13 protein-coding genes and 1 tRNA gene are annotated in these 13,740 nt (G+C 56.2%); 3 read left to right on the forward strand and 11 right to left on the reverse strand.

The window, feature by feature from the left end; genetic code table 11:
- Positions 1-2 precede the first annotated feature (2 nt).
- Both HMPREF9697_RS12115 and HMPREF9697_RS20160 read right to left on the reverse strand, forming a co-directional pair.
- Positions 3-470, reverse strand: coding sequence for a hypothetical protein (locus HMPREF9697_RS12115; protein ID WP_002717513.1), 468 nt, complete (start codon positions 468-470; stop codon positions 3-5).
- The gene (locus tag HMPREF9697_RS20160) at positions 467-793 is read right to left on the reverse strand and encodes a hypothetical protein (RefSeq protein WP_051053923.1); all 327 of its coding nucleotides are present in this window, start codon (positions 791-793) and stop codon (positions 467-469) included. The genes HMPREF9697_RS12115 and HMPREF9697_RS20160 overlap by 4 nt, the downstream gene beginning before the upstream one ends.
- Before the next feature lie 48 nt (positions 794-841).
- On the opposite strand from HMPREF9697_RS20160, the gene HMPREF9697_RS12120 reads away from it, so the two are divergent.
- A complete protein-coding gene (locus HMPREF9697_RS12120; protein ID WP_488225860.1) occupies positions 842-1,387 on the forward strand; it encodes a hypothetical protein in 546 nt (181 codons plus the stop codon).
- Positions 1,388-1,876: 489 nt separating this feature from the next.
- Here the strand turns inward: HMPREF9697_RS12120 and HMPREF9697_RS12125 are convergent, their stop codons facing one another.
- Together HMPREF9697_RS12125 and HMPREF9697_RS12130 are read right to left on the reverse strand one after the other, a co-directional pair.
- Positions 1,877-2,380 carry a hypothetical protein gene (locus HMPREF9697_RS12125; RefSeq protein ID WP_040307932.1) on the reverse strand — a complete coding sequence of 168 codons (504 nt, stop codon included), beginning with the start codon at positions 2,378-2,380 and terminating at the stop codon, positions 1,877-1,879.
- Positions 2,355-3,245: an HAD family hydrolase gene (locus tag HMPREF9697_RS12130; RefSeq protein ID WP_002717517.1), complete on the reverse strand. Its 891-nt coding sequence runs from the start codon at positions 3,243-3,245 to the stop codon at positions 2,355-2,357. The genes HMPREF9697_RS12125 and HMPREF9697_RS12130 overlap by 26 nt, the downstream gene beginning before the upstream one ends.
- 202 nt (positions 3,246-3,447) lie before the next feature.
- Here HMPREF9697_RS12130 and HMPREF9697_RS12135 point away from each other — a divergent pair, with 202 nt between their 5' ends.
- Positions 3,448-4,032 carry a tyrosine-type recombinase/integrase gene (locus tag HMPREF9697_RS12135; RefSeq protein ID WP_002717518.1) on the forward strand — a complete coding sequence of 195 codons (585 nt, stop codon included), beginning with the start codon at positions 3,448-3,450 and terminating at the stop codon, positions 4,030-4,032.
- Positions 4,033-4,144: 112 nt separating this feature from the next.
- Here the strand turns inward: HMPREF9697_RS12135 and HMPREF9697_RS12140 are convergent, their stop codons facing one another.
- The 7 genes from HMPREF9697_RS12140 to HMPREF9697_RS12175 all read right to left on the reverse strand — a co-directional run bounded on the left by HMPREF9697_RS12140 (position 4,145) and on the right by HMPREF9697_RS12175 (position 12,848).
- Positions 4,145-4,663, reverse strand: a complete 519-nt coding sequence (locus HMPREF9697_RS12140) for a hypothetical protein (RefSeq protein WP_002717519.1) — start codon at positions 4,661-4,663, stop codon at positions 4,145-4,147.
- Between the two features lie 848 nt (positions 4,664-5,511).
- Positions 5,512-5,601, reverse strand: a tRNA-Ser gene (locus tag HMPREF9697_RS12150).
- Between the two features lie 124 nt (positions 5,602-5,725).
- Positions 5,726-7,198: a trehalose-6-phosphate synthase gene (locus tag HMPREF9697_RS12155; protein ID WP_002717520.1), complete on the reverse strand. Its 1,473-nt coding sequence runs from the start codon at positions 7,196-7,198 to the stop codon at positions 5,726-5,728.
- A gap of 197 nt (positions 7,199-7,395) precedes the next feature.
- Entirely contained in the window at positions 7,396-8,193 is a 798-nt protein-coding gene (gene otsB / locus HMPREF9697_RS12160) for a trehalose-phosphatase (RefSeq protein ID WP_002717521.1), read from the reverse strand.
- Positions 8,194-8,196: 3 nt separating this feature from the next.
- Positions 8,197-9,660, reverse strand: coding sequence for an MFS transporter (locus HMPREF9697_RS12165; RefSeq protein ID WP_002717522.1), 1,464 nt, complete (start codon positions 9,658-9,660; stop codon positions 8,197-8,199).
- 145 nt (positions 9,661-9,805) lie between these two features.
- The gene (locus tag HMPREF9697_RS12170; protein ID WP_002717523.1) at positions 9,806-11,371 is read right to left on the reverse strand and encodes an Asp-tRNA(Asn)/Glu-tRNA(Gln) amidotransferase GatCAB subunit A; all 1,566 of its coding nucleotides are present in this window, start codon (positions 11,369-11,371) and stop codon (positions 9,806-9,808) included.
- Positions 11,372-11,693: 322 nt separating this feature from the next.
- On the reverse strand, positions 11,694-12,848 hold the full coding sequence (locus HMPREF9697_RS12175; RefSeq protein ID WP_002717524.1) for an ROK family protein: 1,155 nt from the start codon (positions 12,846-12,848) through the stop codon (positions 11,694-11,696).
- Between the two features lie 320 nt (positions 12,849-13,168).
- On the opposite strand from HMPREF9697_RS12175, the gene rplU reads away from it, so the two are divergent.
- Complete coding sequence (gene rplU, locus HMPREF9697_RS12180; protein ID WP_002717525.1) at positions 13,169-13,687, forward strand: 50S ribosomal protein L21; 519 nt, start codon at positions 13,169-13,171, stop codon at positions 13,685-13,687.
- Positions 13,688-13,740 lie beyond the last annotated feature (53 nt).

Here is a 13,740-nt window from a genome sequence, read left to right on the forward strand (position 1 = left end):
GTTCAGTTTCCTCCTGCGTCATGGCAGAAGGCGTACATCCACTTCTTCTCACCAGTCTTCAAATTCTCGATTTTTTCCGAGTAATTCCAGTGACCATCATCGAAAAAGATAAAGCCAACCATGCCGACGTCTTCGGACTTCTTATACATCCCAGCCCATTTTAAAAATTTCACGTTCTTGTCGGTGTCGGTTACGAAACGAATACCGTCATACTGCTGAGTACGAGTATAGGCGCGACCAAACGCTGTATAGTACTCGACTATCATTCCTTTGACGTTCATTTTCGAATCGACATCAACGCTAATGAGAATTTTGTAGACGGGATCTTTGTCCAAGACCTGAGGTTCGGGCTTGAATGAAGTCGGTGAACATTCAAGCATCGTTGCGCCACGCCAGACGGCGGGTTCATCAGCGCGCGCGAATGATGCAAGACCAATAAGGGCGACAGTAGACAAGAGAATTTTCTTCATTCTCCGTCCTCCTCATGACACCCCGCGAGCATCGTCGCTCGGCCCTTCTCAGACCCATTCTCGATCTTCGCCAAGACCTCGTTATAAAACCAGTGGCCCTCGGCGAACCTGAACGTCCCGCCCATGACGAGGCTCTTGTCGTTCCTATCTGCGCCAGCCCACGTGATGACTTTCTTTTTCCAAGAGATGGCATTCGAGACCACGTCATAGGCGTATGCGCGAGACGTGATCTTGCCCGACAAGGTGGTCGCCTGGATGGTATAGTTTTTCTCTTCAGGACGGATCCTGATCCTGAACTTGTAAACGGGATCATCCGTCTTCACGTCCGGGTTTCTTGTAAGAACACCACATTCAAAGTTGCGAGGGCCGTTATTCGTTTTGCCGAGTCGCAATCCCCACCTTGGCCACTATACGATCGTGGGCGATCTCACGAACATTCTGTTCTGGACGCGATCAAGGTGATGGAGCCGCTTACCGACGATGAACTCGCGGGCACAGTTTTCAGGAATCGTCAACGAACATCCACCAAGAGTGGAATCCTGAAAGCAAGTGCGTGTCGGCAGTTTGCAAAAGCCCTATACAATTCCGGTATCAACAAATTTGCGGATATCACAGATGAACGTATAGCGAATGCCGAGATCGCAGTACGGATGATCAAGGGTCAAAATATCTCGTTCGACTATTTCAAATTGCTTGCTGGCGCACAGATGGTGAAACCTGATCGGATGATCATCCGGTTTGCCGAGGAGGCATCTGGCATTCCCTCCATAACCCCCACTGTCGCGAAACAAGCAACAATCGCGGCGGCAGCCATACTAAATAAAGAATTCCCACATATTGATGTCAGATTATTGGACTCGGAATTGTGGTCTTTCGAGTCCCTGAAATCGGCTGCGACGACACGCAAACGTACATAAGCCTCAGGTCGCAGCGTCAAGGCCCATGGTAAGAACGCATTGAGCGTGCGGCCCATTCTAACCATATCGAGGGCTCAATTAGATCAAGCTGCTATAAAACTGAATACCGCTGTCTGATGATACTTGGTCCATTCTATCATCAGTCCACGCAAGCCATTGGTATGTCCTTGAATTTTCTTCGCTCGTTCAACGATCGTTTTCGACTGGTGATTAAGCAGCATTCAAGGGCCGTTCTGTAATCAGTTAAGGCCAGCATTTAGTCGGCGACCGCCAACCACTACTTCTGTTTAATAACCTCTTTCGAAACAGGGGGGGCTACGGGTGGTGAACTTTGACTCGCGCTGGTGGACGTGACTGGAGCTTGCAACGGTTGGATGCTCTGGCCGTCAACGCTTCGGCTCTTTTTTGTGGCAATCGGCGCTCCCTTTTTACCGAGTGTTACTCCCCCAAGGCACGCAAGCAACACAGAGGTAGCGAGCAATACCACCATCATCGACTTGTAGAAAATTTCAAGCTTGCCGTCGGAATGGAGCTGCCCCTTCTTGCGGAAATTGTCATGTCGAACGAGACACTTTGCGACAACCCACAAAAACCCTGTAGGAACAAAAAACTTTCCTTCCCTATTTCATCGCTTAGCGACAATTCGGGAATGGCATCGCGGTATTTTTTCTCAATCTGAATGGCGTGGTTGACCGACCCCTTCAACAGTCGATGAAACCAATACCTATCGATCAGATAGAATAACATTGTGCCGAAAATCCCAAAAATCGGCACCAATACGGCGAACTGAATGTTGATACGCCAAATCTGGAGAAAGAGTTCTTTGTCTAATAGAAAGCCGATCGATGCGAATAGCGCTAGAAGAATGGTGACAAATAAACCTCGTATTCGCATCCCAATTTCATTGAAGTGCATTTGCACTCCAACGACCGTTTTCCAAACGTCAATTACTTGCTTTCCGCGCTCGTCACGCAGTTTTCGTTCGCTCAGCATGGAAATCACCAAAATCAAAGAGATTAAGAATTTCTGCGAAGTCCTGCTCTAGAGTGTAGTTTGGTTGAACGTGTTCGCGCTCTTTAATCTTCTGTTCGCGCTCGACCTCTTCACGAGTCCAATGGGTGACGTCCTGTAACAGTTTGTACTCCGGGCGCTTGTGCGCCTGTCCGTACTTCGCCCAAACCGAGCAAACTTCACAGTCAACAGCCATCGCGACATCCTTCATAAGGTTGTCGCCAACGTAAACGCAACTGGTCTTTGACAACCCTAGATCGTTAATAATGGCATTTAGAACTGCCGCGTCAGGCTTCTTCGATCCTCTAGGCGTGAATTCTTGACGCGTATATCTCAACGCGTAGTGCGAAGCGGGGTACCTACGCAGATCCTCCGTAGATAAGCCTATCGGAAGTTCGTGATCCTCCGGACAAAATACGAAATCGAGCACGCCATCTAATCCCAGACGACGAACTCTGTAGTTCGAATAGAACGCCATCGACTCAGTGTACCCGACGATGCGGGTACCCCGACCTTTGATAATCAGAAGCGCCTCCGCAACCGTCGCGTAAAGCTGCAGATATTCTCGACGCTTTAAGCGGTAGATTTTTATAGATTCCGCGAATACTTCGGTTGCAGGCCGTCCTTTGAGCATCGCCTGCAGCGAGGGAAGCTCGTCAATCAAGAACGAATATTCGGAGGTGCCGTGTTTCTGGTGGACGGCTGCGATCTCGGGAAGCAGGGTTGCTTTCTCGATGCCGCTGATTTCAACGATACTGTCAAGCATCGACGAAAAGCAGTTTAGCCACAGCTCGACCCAATCGAACAAAGTGTTGTCCAAATCGGTTATTAACGCCGTCTTTTTCATTGTGGGATCTCTGATTCCGCCGGAATGCATCGAGAGAGAGAGAGAGAGAGATTTTGACGCTTTTGATTGTAACTGAATTCCTTGGGCGCAACCATGTGAAACGACATGGCATGTCACTTACCCCATGGAATAGCTTCACCCTGTACGATGCCCTGCGAATGATTATGGTTCTGCATCCTGATAAATGGATCAGGAGCAATACATGTCACTCGAGAAACAGGCCAAACATCTTTCAAAGGCTCAGATTGAAGCGGTTATCGGCTATCTGGCTAAGACCCGACATTCCGTCAGAAATCAGTTGATCTTTCTTCTCTCAGCAAAGGCAGGCCTCCGCTCTTGCGAGATCGCGCTGCTGACATGGAGCATGGTCATCGATGCTCAGGGCGAGATTGGTCAAGCCATTATTCTGCCGAACGAAGCCAGCAAAGGCAGCTCTGGCAGGATCATCCCCATCAACAAAGATCTTCGTCGTTCACTCATCGAATGGCGACGGAGTGACTGGGCTGCTCCTAGCGCTCGTGTGATCAGCACTGAGAGGTCAAAACAGACCTCGTCTCAAGCCATCGTGAATATGTTCGCGCGATGGTATGAGCGGCTCGGCTTCATCGGCTGTTCAAGCCACTCTGGTCGAAGAACTTTCATCACAAACGCAGCTCGGAAGATATCACTCGTGGGCGGGTCGCTTCGCGATGTTCAGATGCTTGCCGGTCACAGTAGCCTCCGCATTACGCAGAGATACATCGATGGCGAACAGGAAGCTCAGCGAAAGATCGTGGACCTGATTTAGGTGGTTTTCGCTTTCGCGCGCTCGATGCGTGAATGTGTGCAGGTGATCGCAGCGTCGACCAAAAAAAACTCGCGAGCTCCATAGAACTCGCGAGCCCAATGAAACATTCAGACTAAATGGAATATGAGTTGCCCATTGCGTTTGCCGCAACCGCTGCCCACCGCGCTTCCGCTTTATCCAACTCGTCGACGGTAAATATGTGGATCACGGTCGGCGTGTCGTCCTTGATCGTCAAAACGAATGTTGGTTCGCCCCACGATTCGCGAACGTGGCAAGCGAACGTGGCGTTGATCCCTTTTTTCTTGATTGCGGTGTAAGTATCGATTTGAAGCTTTTCGGGATGACCGACCGGCTTGAACTTCCCGCCGCCGGCTTCAGTTTTTGTCGTGCGGCTGCTCTCCAAGACCAGTTCAGAGATGGTTGAAAACGGCTCCATCACTTCCAGGACCTTCGCGCGGTGCCAAGTAACGTATTTCTTGTAATCCACTCTGATCCCGCGCCGCTCGCACTCCTCCAAGACAACTGGCATTAAATCCAAGCGATTGTGCTTCTTGTAGTTCTCGAGAAGGTTCTTCAGTTCACCGTTGGATTTTGAAAAAAGGTTGATGGGCTTTGGCTTCGCAAATTTCATGCGTCTCTCCCGATGTTAAACTGACATCGGTTTACCTGCGCGAAAATATCGCTGCTAGAGCACTGAAAATCGGCTTGGACGTGGCTGGACGAACTTGGACGATCGCGAAACAATTTGTGATGTCTGGAGCGACATATTCGCTTCAGCTGTCTTTTCAATGCCTAGGCTCGATTGTTCAACTGCTCAAGCGGCAACAGAAACGTCCGTCGTCCAGCACGGGAGCTTGCATCTGCCATTCCCGCTCGGCGATAGACGCTCGTCATAAATCGGGCCATCGAAGTGATTGTCATGTGACCTCCGCGGCGCGACGGAAAGAGTGGAGCGTCGCCGGACAACGCGGCCAATCGATTCTTTTCGCGATACTCAATCAGAAGCGCCCTGAGCTTTGGCGAGGCGAGCGGAATCCGACACGTGCGACCGTTACCGTAGGCGGCCCTGATCATGAGATCGGAGCGAAGCCTTTCGTATTCATCGAACACGTCAAGCCAGCACAGCGCTGCCAATTCGCTAGCGCGTACGCCAAGTTCGATGGAGAGAGTCAAAACGATCACGGCACGGTCTGCGTGATTTTTTAGTGAGCGAGCAACTCGGAAAGCCGATTTGATCTCCTCAGGAGTCAGCGCCGCAGATCTTCCACTCCTAATAATTGATCGACCTCGAACCATGAGGCCCACCCTAAATCCGAACGCGAAACTTTACAGGGCCGCCCGGGGCTTGACGCTTCTTTGGCTCATTTCCTGGAAAACGGACGGAGTGAGGGGCCGAAAAATTTTGTGGGATAGATTGTGGGTATGATATTGAATATAAAGGAATAAAATACTGTTTTTATTTGTGTTTTCTTGTTATTCTGGCGGAGAGAGCGGGATTCGAACCCGCGATACGGTTTCCCGTATACACACTTTCCAGGCGTGCGCCTTCAACCACTCGGCCACCTCTCCGTGGCGCCTGTCATGACGGCGTCAGCCCGATTTTGCAAGCAGGCTGATCCCTTCTCGCTCACATTTTTGAGGAATAGCGAGATTTTTCAGGGCGATGGGCCGAAAACAGCCCAGGCGGCCAGCTTCAATGCAGGGCGGTGCTGGCCTGCCACTGCAACAATGCGCTGCCGCGCCTCAACGTCTCCCGCTCGGCCTGTGGCTCGTCCGCCGCGGAGGGGCCACTGTCACGGGTGCTTTCCAGCGTAGCGATGAAGGATTCGAACCAGTGCTGGATGTTACCGGCCCGCAGCTTCGTCATCATCGCTTCCCAGCGCAGCCGCCGCTCCGGCGCGGGCATCGCCAGCGCCATGCCGATCGTGCGGGCCATGCCGTCGATGTCATGAGGGTTGACGATCAGCGCGGTCGAAAGCTCGTTCGCGGCACCGGCGAATTTCGACAGAACCAGCACGCCGGGATCCGCCGGATTCTGCGCGGCAATATATTCCTTGGCGACGAGATTCATGCCGTCATACAACGGCGTCACCACGCCAACATGCGCGGAGCGATAGAAGCCCGCGAGCGTGGTCTGGCTGAAACCCTTGTTGAGATAGCGGATCGGCGTCCAGTCTACCTCGCCATGACGACCGTTGACGTCGCTCACAAGCTGCGCGAGCTCTGATTGAAGATTGCCATACGCCTCGATCGAGCAGCGCGAGGGATTGGCGATCTGCAGAAGCGAAACGGCGCGCTTCAGGGACGGCTGCATCTCGAACAGACGGTCGAAGGCACGCACCCGGTTGAGAAGACCTTTGGAGTAATCCAGCCGGTCGACACCGATGGCGAGACGTTCGCCATGCAGGCTTTTGCGCAAGCGAGACACGTCAGGATGAGACACCGCGCGCATCGCCTGCGCGGTGAAGCCTTCGACATCGATTCCGATCGGGAATGCGGCAAGCCTCGTCAACCCGAAGCGAGAGTTGACCACCCCGTTCTTGACGTTGAGGCCGAGTTCCAGCGTGAGATAGCCTGCAAAATTCTCGCAATCTTCCTCGGTCTGAAAACCGATCAGATCGTAGGCGAGCATCGCCTCGATCAGTTCACGATGATGCGGCACGCCGGACATCACGCTGTGCGGAGCCCAGGGCGTGTGCAGAAAGAAGCCGACTGGATTTTTCACGTCGAGTTCACGCAACTCGGCACCCAGCGCAAGAAAGTGATAGTCCTGCACCCAGAACGTCGTGTCGGATTTGAGAAAACGCATCAGGGCGCGGGCCATGAACGCGTTGACCTCGCGGTAGGACTCATAATCGTCCTGCGATACACGGATTAAATCCGAGCGCGAATGCAACGCCGGCCACAGCGCCGAGTTGGCGAAGCCTTCGTAATAGCCACCGTAATGCGCCGCCGGCAGATCGAGCAGCGCGAGCGCGCCGCGACCAAGCGATTCGATTTGCGCAAACGGCTCTCGTTGCAGGCCGTCACGCACACGACCACTGGAACCGACCCAGATGGCGCCAGTCTTTTCCACCACCGGCAAAAGTGCTGCTGCAAGTCCTCCCGTCATCGGCTCATTGGGCTTTGCCCGAGCCACGCGGTTGGAAACGACGACCAATGTCACAGGAAGCACTCCGTTTGACGCACAGATAAACGTCTGTTCATCAATATGGTTCCTAAGTGCTGCTTTGTGGATTTAGCGGCGAGACTGCGGCGCACGCCGATGGAACTCTTAGAGCACGTTGAGAGTGCGAAGATTTTGCGATCGTTTCAACCTTGACTTGCGGAAAAAATTCCGACCCGAAATCGTCTCGAGTGATTTTAATTCGTCATCGAATCGTCAAGCAGGCTCGCGAGCCAATGCCTTACATCCGCAGGCATCGCGAAAAATCCATCAACACCATGTGCGTGGCGGCTGACTGAAAACGAAATGCCCTTCCAGTCCGGCATGATGGCGAAAACACTTTCATCCGTGATGTCGTCGCCGACAAAAATCGGACGCCGGCCTGCGAACGGCTCGTGCTTGAGCAGTTCCTGCACCCCGGTCGCTTTGCTGATGCCGGAATTCTTGATCTCGCACACCGACTTGCCCGGCAGCACATCGATCGGCGCTTCCGGCAGATCCGCACGGATGGCGGACACTGCGTCATAGATCACCCGTTCGAAATTAGGCGCCTGACGATAGTGCAGCGCGATTGAATAGCCCTTGTCCTCGACGATGATTCTCGGATCAAGGCCACCAATGGCGGCAAAGCGCTTCTTCAGATCCTTGTCCATCGGTGGCGCGTGCACAGCATCGGCCTCGCTGTCGATCGACAGGCGCATTTCTGCGCCGTGACCTCCTACCGCAGGCAACAGCATCGGGCTGAAAATGCGGTCGATATCGGCGAGCGAGCGGCCGCTCACCAGCGCCAGCGCACCGTCGGTGCGCATATGCAGGCCGCTCAATGCGTCGGCGAGGCCCGGCGGAACCACGACTTCGCTCGGCGTCGGCGCGAGGTCGAGCAGCGTACCGTCGATATCGAGTAGAAAGGCACAATCTTCGAGCAGCGGCGAGAACACCGGATGGTCCGTATCCGGATAGGACGGCAGCAAAACGCGGTCTTCAATCTTCGTCATCATTCACTCCGCGACGGCCAAAGGCCGCGCAATTGTCTCGAGCGATTTACGCTCGGCATCGATTCCGAACCGCCAGGCGACAGCCGCGGCAACGATCATCAATAATGAGCCGAAAAGATAGCCTCCAAATACGCTGACACGCGAGCCCGTATCGACCAGCGCGCCAAGCAAGGACGGGCCTGCAACGCCGCCGATCGCGGTGCCGATCGCATAGAACAGCGCGATCGCGAGCGCGCGCACCTCCAGCGGAAAGGTTTCGCTCACCGTCAGGTACGCAGCGCTCGCCGCCGGGGACGCGAAGAAGAACACCACCATCCAGCACAACGTCTGCTGAGCGGCCGTCAGCGCGCCGATGGAAAACAGATAACCGGAGACGATCAAGAGAATGCCCGAGATCGAATAGGTGAAAGCGATCATCTTGCGGCGACCGAGCGTGTCGAACAGCCGCCCCAGCAGAAGAGGCCCGAGAAAATTTCCGGCGGCGAACGGCAGAATGTACCAGCCGACATGGTCCGGCGAGATGTGGAAGAAATCTGTCAGCACCAGTGCGAAGGTGAAGAAAATCGCATTGTAGAAAAAAGCCTGTGCGGCCATCAGCACCAAGCCCACGAGCGCGCGCGGGCGATGCGTGACGAACAACGTGTGTGCGACTTCGCGTAGCGGCGTGTGATCGCGCATCCGCAATTTGATCGCCGGCAGATCGTCGGCGCGCTCGGGTCCAACCCGCGCATGCTTCTCGATATCCTGCATGATCCGCTCTGCCTCGTGCGGGCGGCCATGCACCATCAACCAGCGCGGGCTTTCCGGAATCCACAGCCGCATCACAAACACCACGAGGCCCAATATCGCACCGATCAGAAACGCAAACCGCCAGCCGATATCCGGGTCGATCACCGCAGGATCGAGCAGCACGATGGCCGCCACCGCGCCTAGCGCCGCGCCGATCCAGAAACTGCCGTTGACGACGAGATCGGTCCAGCCGCGATAGCGGGCGGGCACCAGTTCCTGAATCGTCGAGTTGATCGCGGTGTATTCGCCACCAATTCCCGCGCCGGTGAGAAAGCGAAACGCCGCATAGCTCGCGATATTCCATGACAATGCGGTTGCCGCCGTGGCGCACAGATAAACCGCGAGCGTAATGAAGAATAGCTTACGTCGCCCGATGCGGTCGGTTAGCCAGCCGAAGCCCAGCGCGCCGAGCACCGCGCCCGCGAGATAGGCGCTGGAGGCGAAACCGATATCGAGATTGCTGAAATGCAGCGTCTCCGGCTGCTTCAGCGCACCGGCAAGCGAACCAGCGAGCGTGACCTCAAGACCATCTAGAATCCAGGTAATGCCGAGGGCAGCGATAACACGGGTATGAAAAGGGCTCCACAACAGCCCATCGAGCCGCGCAGGAATGTCCGTCACCACGACCGACCCGCTGGGAATTATCCGCGCGGAAGAAGGACTGTCAGAACGCTGCACCGCTCACCCTGCTTCGATCCTCGCAATCGGCCGCCCGGGGAAAAGAGTAACGGCCCAAGCAAAAACAATCGGAAGGACGATGTCCCTCCGATTGCATTGCCTTCAAGCCAATAACGAAATCAACCGACGAAAAGTTCCCGTACGATCACGACGGAATGGTCTGTGCGAAGATCGGCGGATGCTTCTTGTGGAAGTCCGTCGCCTGCTCGTAGGCATAGGCCATCCGCAGAAGCGCCGCCTCGCTGAAATGATCGCCGACGATCTGCAGTCCGATCGGCAGGCCTTGCGGATCGAATCCGCACGGCACAACCGCCGACGGCAGCGCCGTATAGCTGAATGGAATCGTGAACTGCCGTCCGCGCCCATAATCCTGCGCCGAAGCCTTCAGCAGCGGCGCCGTGGTCGGCAATGCGGGCGTGAGGAGCGCATCGACCTTGTCGAACACCTTCTTCACCTCCGCGATGATTGCGGGGCGTTCGTTCATGGTCTTCTCGTAGTCCTCCTTCGACACCTTCGAGCCTGCCGCGATGTTGTTCGTTACGATCGGGCCATAGAGGTCCGCCGCGTTCGGCGTGTTGCGGTATTTGTCGCCAAGAATCTGGTTGAACTCGTAGAGCAGGATGTTGGTGAACAGCTTGTTGTAGTCGAGCTGACCTTCCAGCGGCTTGATTTCAACCTCGACGATTTTGGCGCCAAGACTCTTGAGCTTCTCCGCCGCCTTCGCCACCGCGTCGGCCACCGGCTTGTCGACATCCTTGTAGGTATAATTCTTTACGGTCGCGAAGGTCATGCCCTTCACGCCGTCCTTGATGCCCTTGGTGTAAGACGAGGTGCGTTGCGCCAGTGCCGAATGCTTGTCCTTTGGATCATACCCGGCCATTGCGTCGAGCAGCAGGCCGAGATCGAACACGTTGCGCGCGAGCGGGCCCGCGCAATCGAGACTATAGGCTCGCGGGAAAAGACCGTGCAGACTCACGAGACCATAGGTCGGACGAATACCCGCGATGCCGCACCAGCTTGCCGGAACGCGGATCGACCCTCCGGTGTCACTTGACGTACCGCCAAACCCGATGCCTGCCGCCAGCGCCGCACCGTTGCCGCTCGAGGAGCCGCCCGGAGAACGATCGAGCGCCCAGGGATTATGGCAATCGCCAAAATAAGCGTTGGTGCCGGACACGCCGGCCGCGAACTCGTTCATGTTGGTCTTGCCGAGCACCACGACGCCGGCTTCAAGCAGATGATGGACCGAGGTAGCGTCTTCAGTGGACTGGCGGTCGACGAAGGCTTTCGAGCCCACCGTCGTCTTGGTGCCCGCCATGTCGTAGAGATCCTTCACCAGGATCGGGATGCCGTGCAGCGGCCCGCGATCCTTGCCCTGCTTGAGTTCGGCATCGCGCTCCGCCGCCGTCTTCAGCGCCATCTCTTTCAGTTGCGAGATGAACATATTCAGCTTCGGCTGGTACAGTTCGATGTAGTGAAAATAGGCTTTCGTCAGATCGACACAGGACAGCGAGCCGTCGCGCATCCGCTTGCCTGCTTCGCTGATCGACATCGGCATCGCGCCGCCGGCCTTGGCCGCGAACGCGTAACCCGGCATTGCCGCCGCCGCGAGTGCGGATGCGCTCGCAAGCGTGAAGTCGCGCCGCGTCAATCCCGGCTTTTCATTCTCGTCTTCATTCTTGCCGCAGGATTCAACATCAACCCTAGTCATGGACGATTTCCTCTCGACGACCTTGTTTGTTCATGGCGCGTCGGTCGAAATCACGCCATTGCGAAGAAGCGTTGTTCTAACCAGTGCAAGTACGCGGCAACGATCGATGCGATAGTCCGGAATCAAAAGCGTCGCGCGACGACACGCTAGATTGGCGCGGCTCCGAGTCAATCAGCGCGCGCGCAAACGCCGCGGTTTCTTGATGAATTCGCCGGTATGCGTGAGAGGAATTTTCAAAATTCGAAACGAGTTCGAAAAATTCTCATAAAGCGGAATGGTGAACGGCGGATGTCCGGAGAGAGGACGCGCTGCACCATTTATATCAGGACTTCTTTTTGTCTTTCTCTTTCTCTTTGTCTTTGTCCTTCTCCCCTTTCTTGTCGCCGTTCTTTTTCTCTCCGTTCTTTTTCTCGGCACCCTTCTTCTCATTGCGCATGGTGAAGCGCGCATTGCCGAGCCCGGTGCCGATGGTGAGGATACCCCAGCGCTTGTGGTCCTGCATGAACGGGATTTCGCTCAAGCCCTGCGCGACGCCGTCATTGTGCATCAGCACCACGGTGTCGTGATCGCCGATGGTCGGAATCTCCTCTGCGAGGATCGCAGGCAAATTGAAGCGGCTGCTTTCCCAATTGCCGGGGAGGTTCTGCGCGCCCTTCTCGATCGCACCATCAGCATCGATCGCGCCGGGGCACGAGACGCCGATGAACGGCGCGAGCTTCAATCCTTCCGCCTCGGCCTTCGCAATCAGACCCTTCAGCATCTTCACGAGTTTCTTGATCGCGCTTTCACGCGTCGGCTCGTCGTCGGCATGCCGCCACAGTTCGAACGCCCACACCCGCGCCTTGGAAAGGTCGGGTGCCTTCTTCTGCATCGTCTCGACCACGCCGCAGCGGATGTTGCTGCCGCCGATATCGACAGCAAGCAGGCTGTCGTAGCCCTCGAATATCCACGACGGCGCGAGATGCGCGCAGCCGATCAGCCCTGCCTCATCGGGATCGAACCGGATCGGCACCATCTGCACCTTAACCCCCTCGGCCCTGAGGATGATGTCGGTACGCGCGATGGCAAGTTCGCCGACCCGACTTTGCCGGAAGCCGCCACCGACCACGATGGCTTCGGTCTTCTCCCAGGCCTTGCTCTTGAGGAAACGCCGGGTAACGAAGGCCAGCTCCTGCGCGAACTCCTCGATCGCGCTGTGAACCAGGGCTGCAGCTTCGACGTCATCGCCGATCAGAATTTCGTCGAGCTTCTTCTTGCTCAGTTCGGATGAGGCCTTGCCGCCGAACGGATCGTCGCCGCTCTTCTTGAGTGGCTTGCGCCAGGTCTCGAGGATGTCCTGGAAAGCGCCCTTGCTGGCGCGGTCGCCCAGAAAGCCGTCCTCGTCCTTCAGTTCGATGTTATAGCTGTCGACCTCGACCGACGGCAGCCGTGAGGCTCCGTGGTTTCCGATGCCGACCGCACGGGTCTCTTCCGCCATATTGATTTCCGCCCCTCGGCCTTGCGATGGGAGGACAACGGCGCGGGAACCCAATGGTTGCATCGCCGGACGCCGTCAAAATGCCCGGAATCGGCTGATTTTCCTTCCATTTTGGCCGATTTGACAGCCTCCTTGCCTTGACTCATCGGCTTGCGCCGCTATAAGTCACCCACCCGGCGCGGAGGATTTCGCGCCGTTTGTTTTTGCGTGAGCGCGGCCTCGACGCCTCGCCCGCATCGACAAATGAACCCGTAACGACTGAACAAGAAGCCGGCCCGGACCTGTCCGAGCGCCGGGATCGAACACGAAGGAATAAAACGATGTTCGCAGTCATCAAAACGGGCGGCCGGCAGTTCCGCGTCGTCCCGAATGATGTGCTTGAGATTGGCAAGATCGCCGGCGATGTCGGCTCGATCGTGCAGCTTGGTGAAGTTCTGGTGGTCGGCGGCGACACGCCGGTGCTCGGCAGCCCGCTGGTGGCGGGTGCGTCGGTCGCGGCAGAAGTGCTCGATCACAAGCGCGGCCCGAAGGTCATCGCCTTCAAGAAGCGCCGCCGCAAGAATTCGAAGCGCAAGCGCGGCTACCGTGACGAGATCACCGTGATCCGCGTCACCGAGATCCTGACCGACGGCAAGGCGCCTTCGATCGGACCGCGCCCGAAGAAGGAAAAGAAGGTCGAGGCAGCGCCTGCTGAAGGCGACGCTCCGGCCAAGGCCGCAAAGAAGGCTCCGGCGAAGGCTGCAGCCAAGCCGGCGGCGAAAAAGGCGGCTCCGAAGGCCGGCGCCAAGAAGGCCCCCGCCAAAAAGGCGGCCCCGAAGGCGAAAAGCGACGAAAAGTGAGATGATTCCGTTACGGAATCGGGTTAGACACTGAGACGAATTCTGGAGACGAG

It is taken from the genome of Afipia felis ATCC 53690, assembly GCF_000314735.2.
Lineage (GTDB): Bacteria > Pseudomonadota > Alphaproteobacteria > Rhizobiales > Xanthobacteraceae > Afipia > Afipia felis.

What these genes read in the sequence shown, in the direction of transcription:
- HMPREF9697_RS12115 (WP_002717513.1), bottom strand. Translation starts at nt 470, where the DNA reads ATGAAGAAAATTCTCTTGTCTACTGTCGCCCTTATTGGTCTTGCATCA.
- HMPREF9697_RS12125 (WP_040307932.1), bottom strand. Translation starts at nt 2,380, where the DNA reads ATGCTGAGCGAACGAAAACTGCGTGACGAGCGCGGAAAGCAAGTAATT.
- HMPREF9697_RS12130 (WP_002717517.1), bottom strand. Translation starts at nt 3,245, where the DNA reads ATGAAAAAGACGGCGTTAATAACCGATTTGGACAACACTTTGTTCGAT.
- HMPREF9697_RS12135 (WP_002717518.1), top strand. Translation starts at nt 3,448, where the DNA reads ATGTCACTCGAGAAACAGGCCAAACATCTTTCAAAGGCTCAGATTGAA.
- HMPREF9697_RS12140 (WP_002717519.1), bottom strand. Translation starts at nt 4,663, where the DNA reads ATGAAATTTGCGAAGCCAAAGCCCATCAACCTTTTTTCAAAATCCAAC.
- otsB (WP_002717521.1), bottom strand. Translation starts at nt 8,193, where the DNA reads ATGACGAAGATTGAAGACCGCGTTTTGCTGCCGTCCTATCCGGATACG.
- HMPREF9697_RS12170 (WP_002717523.1), bottom strand. Translation starts at nt 11,371, where the DNA reads ATGACTAGGGTTGATGTTGAATCCTGCGGCAAGAATGAAGACGAGAAT.
- HMPREF9697_RS12175 (WP_002717524.1), bottom strand. Translation starts at nt 12,848, where the DNA reads ATGGCGGAAGAGACCCGTGCGGTCGGCATCGGAAACCACGGAGCCTCA.
- rplU (WP_002717525.1), top strand. Translation starts at nt 13,169, where the DNA reads ATGTTCGCAGTCATCAAAACGGGCGGCCGGCAGTTCCGCGTCGTCCCG.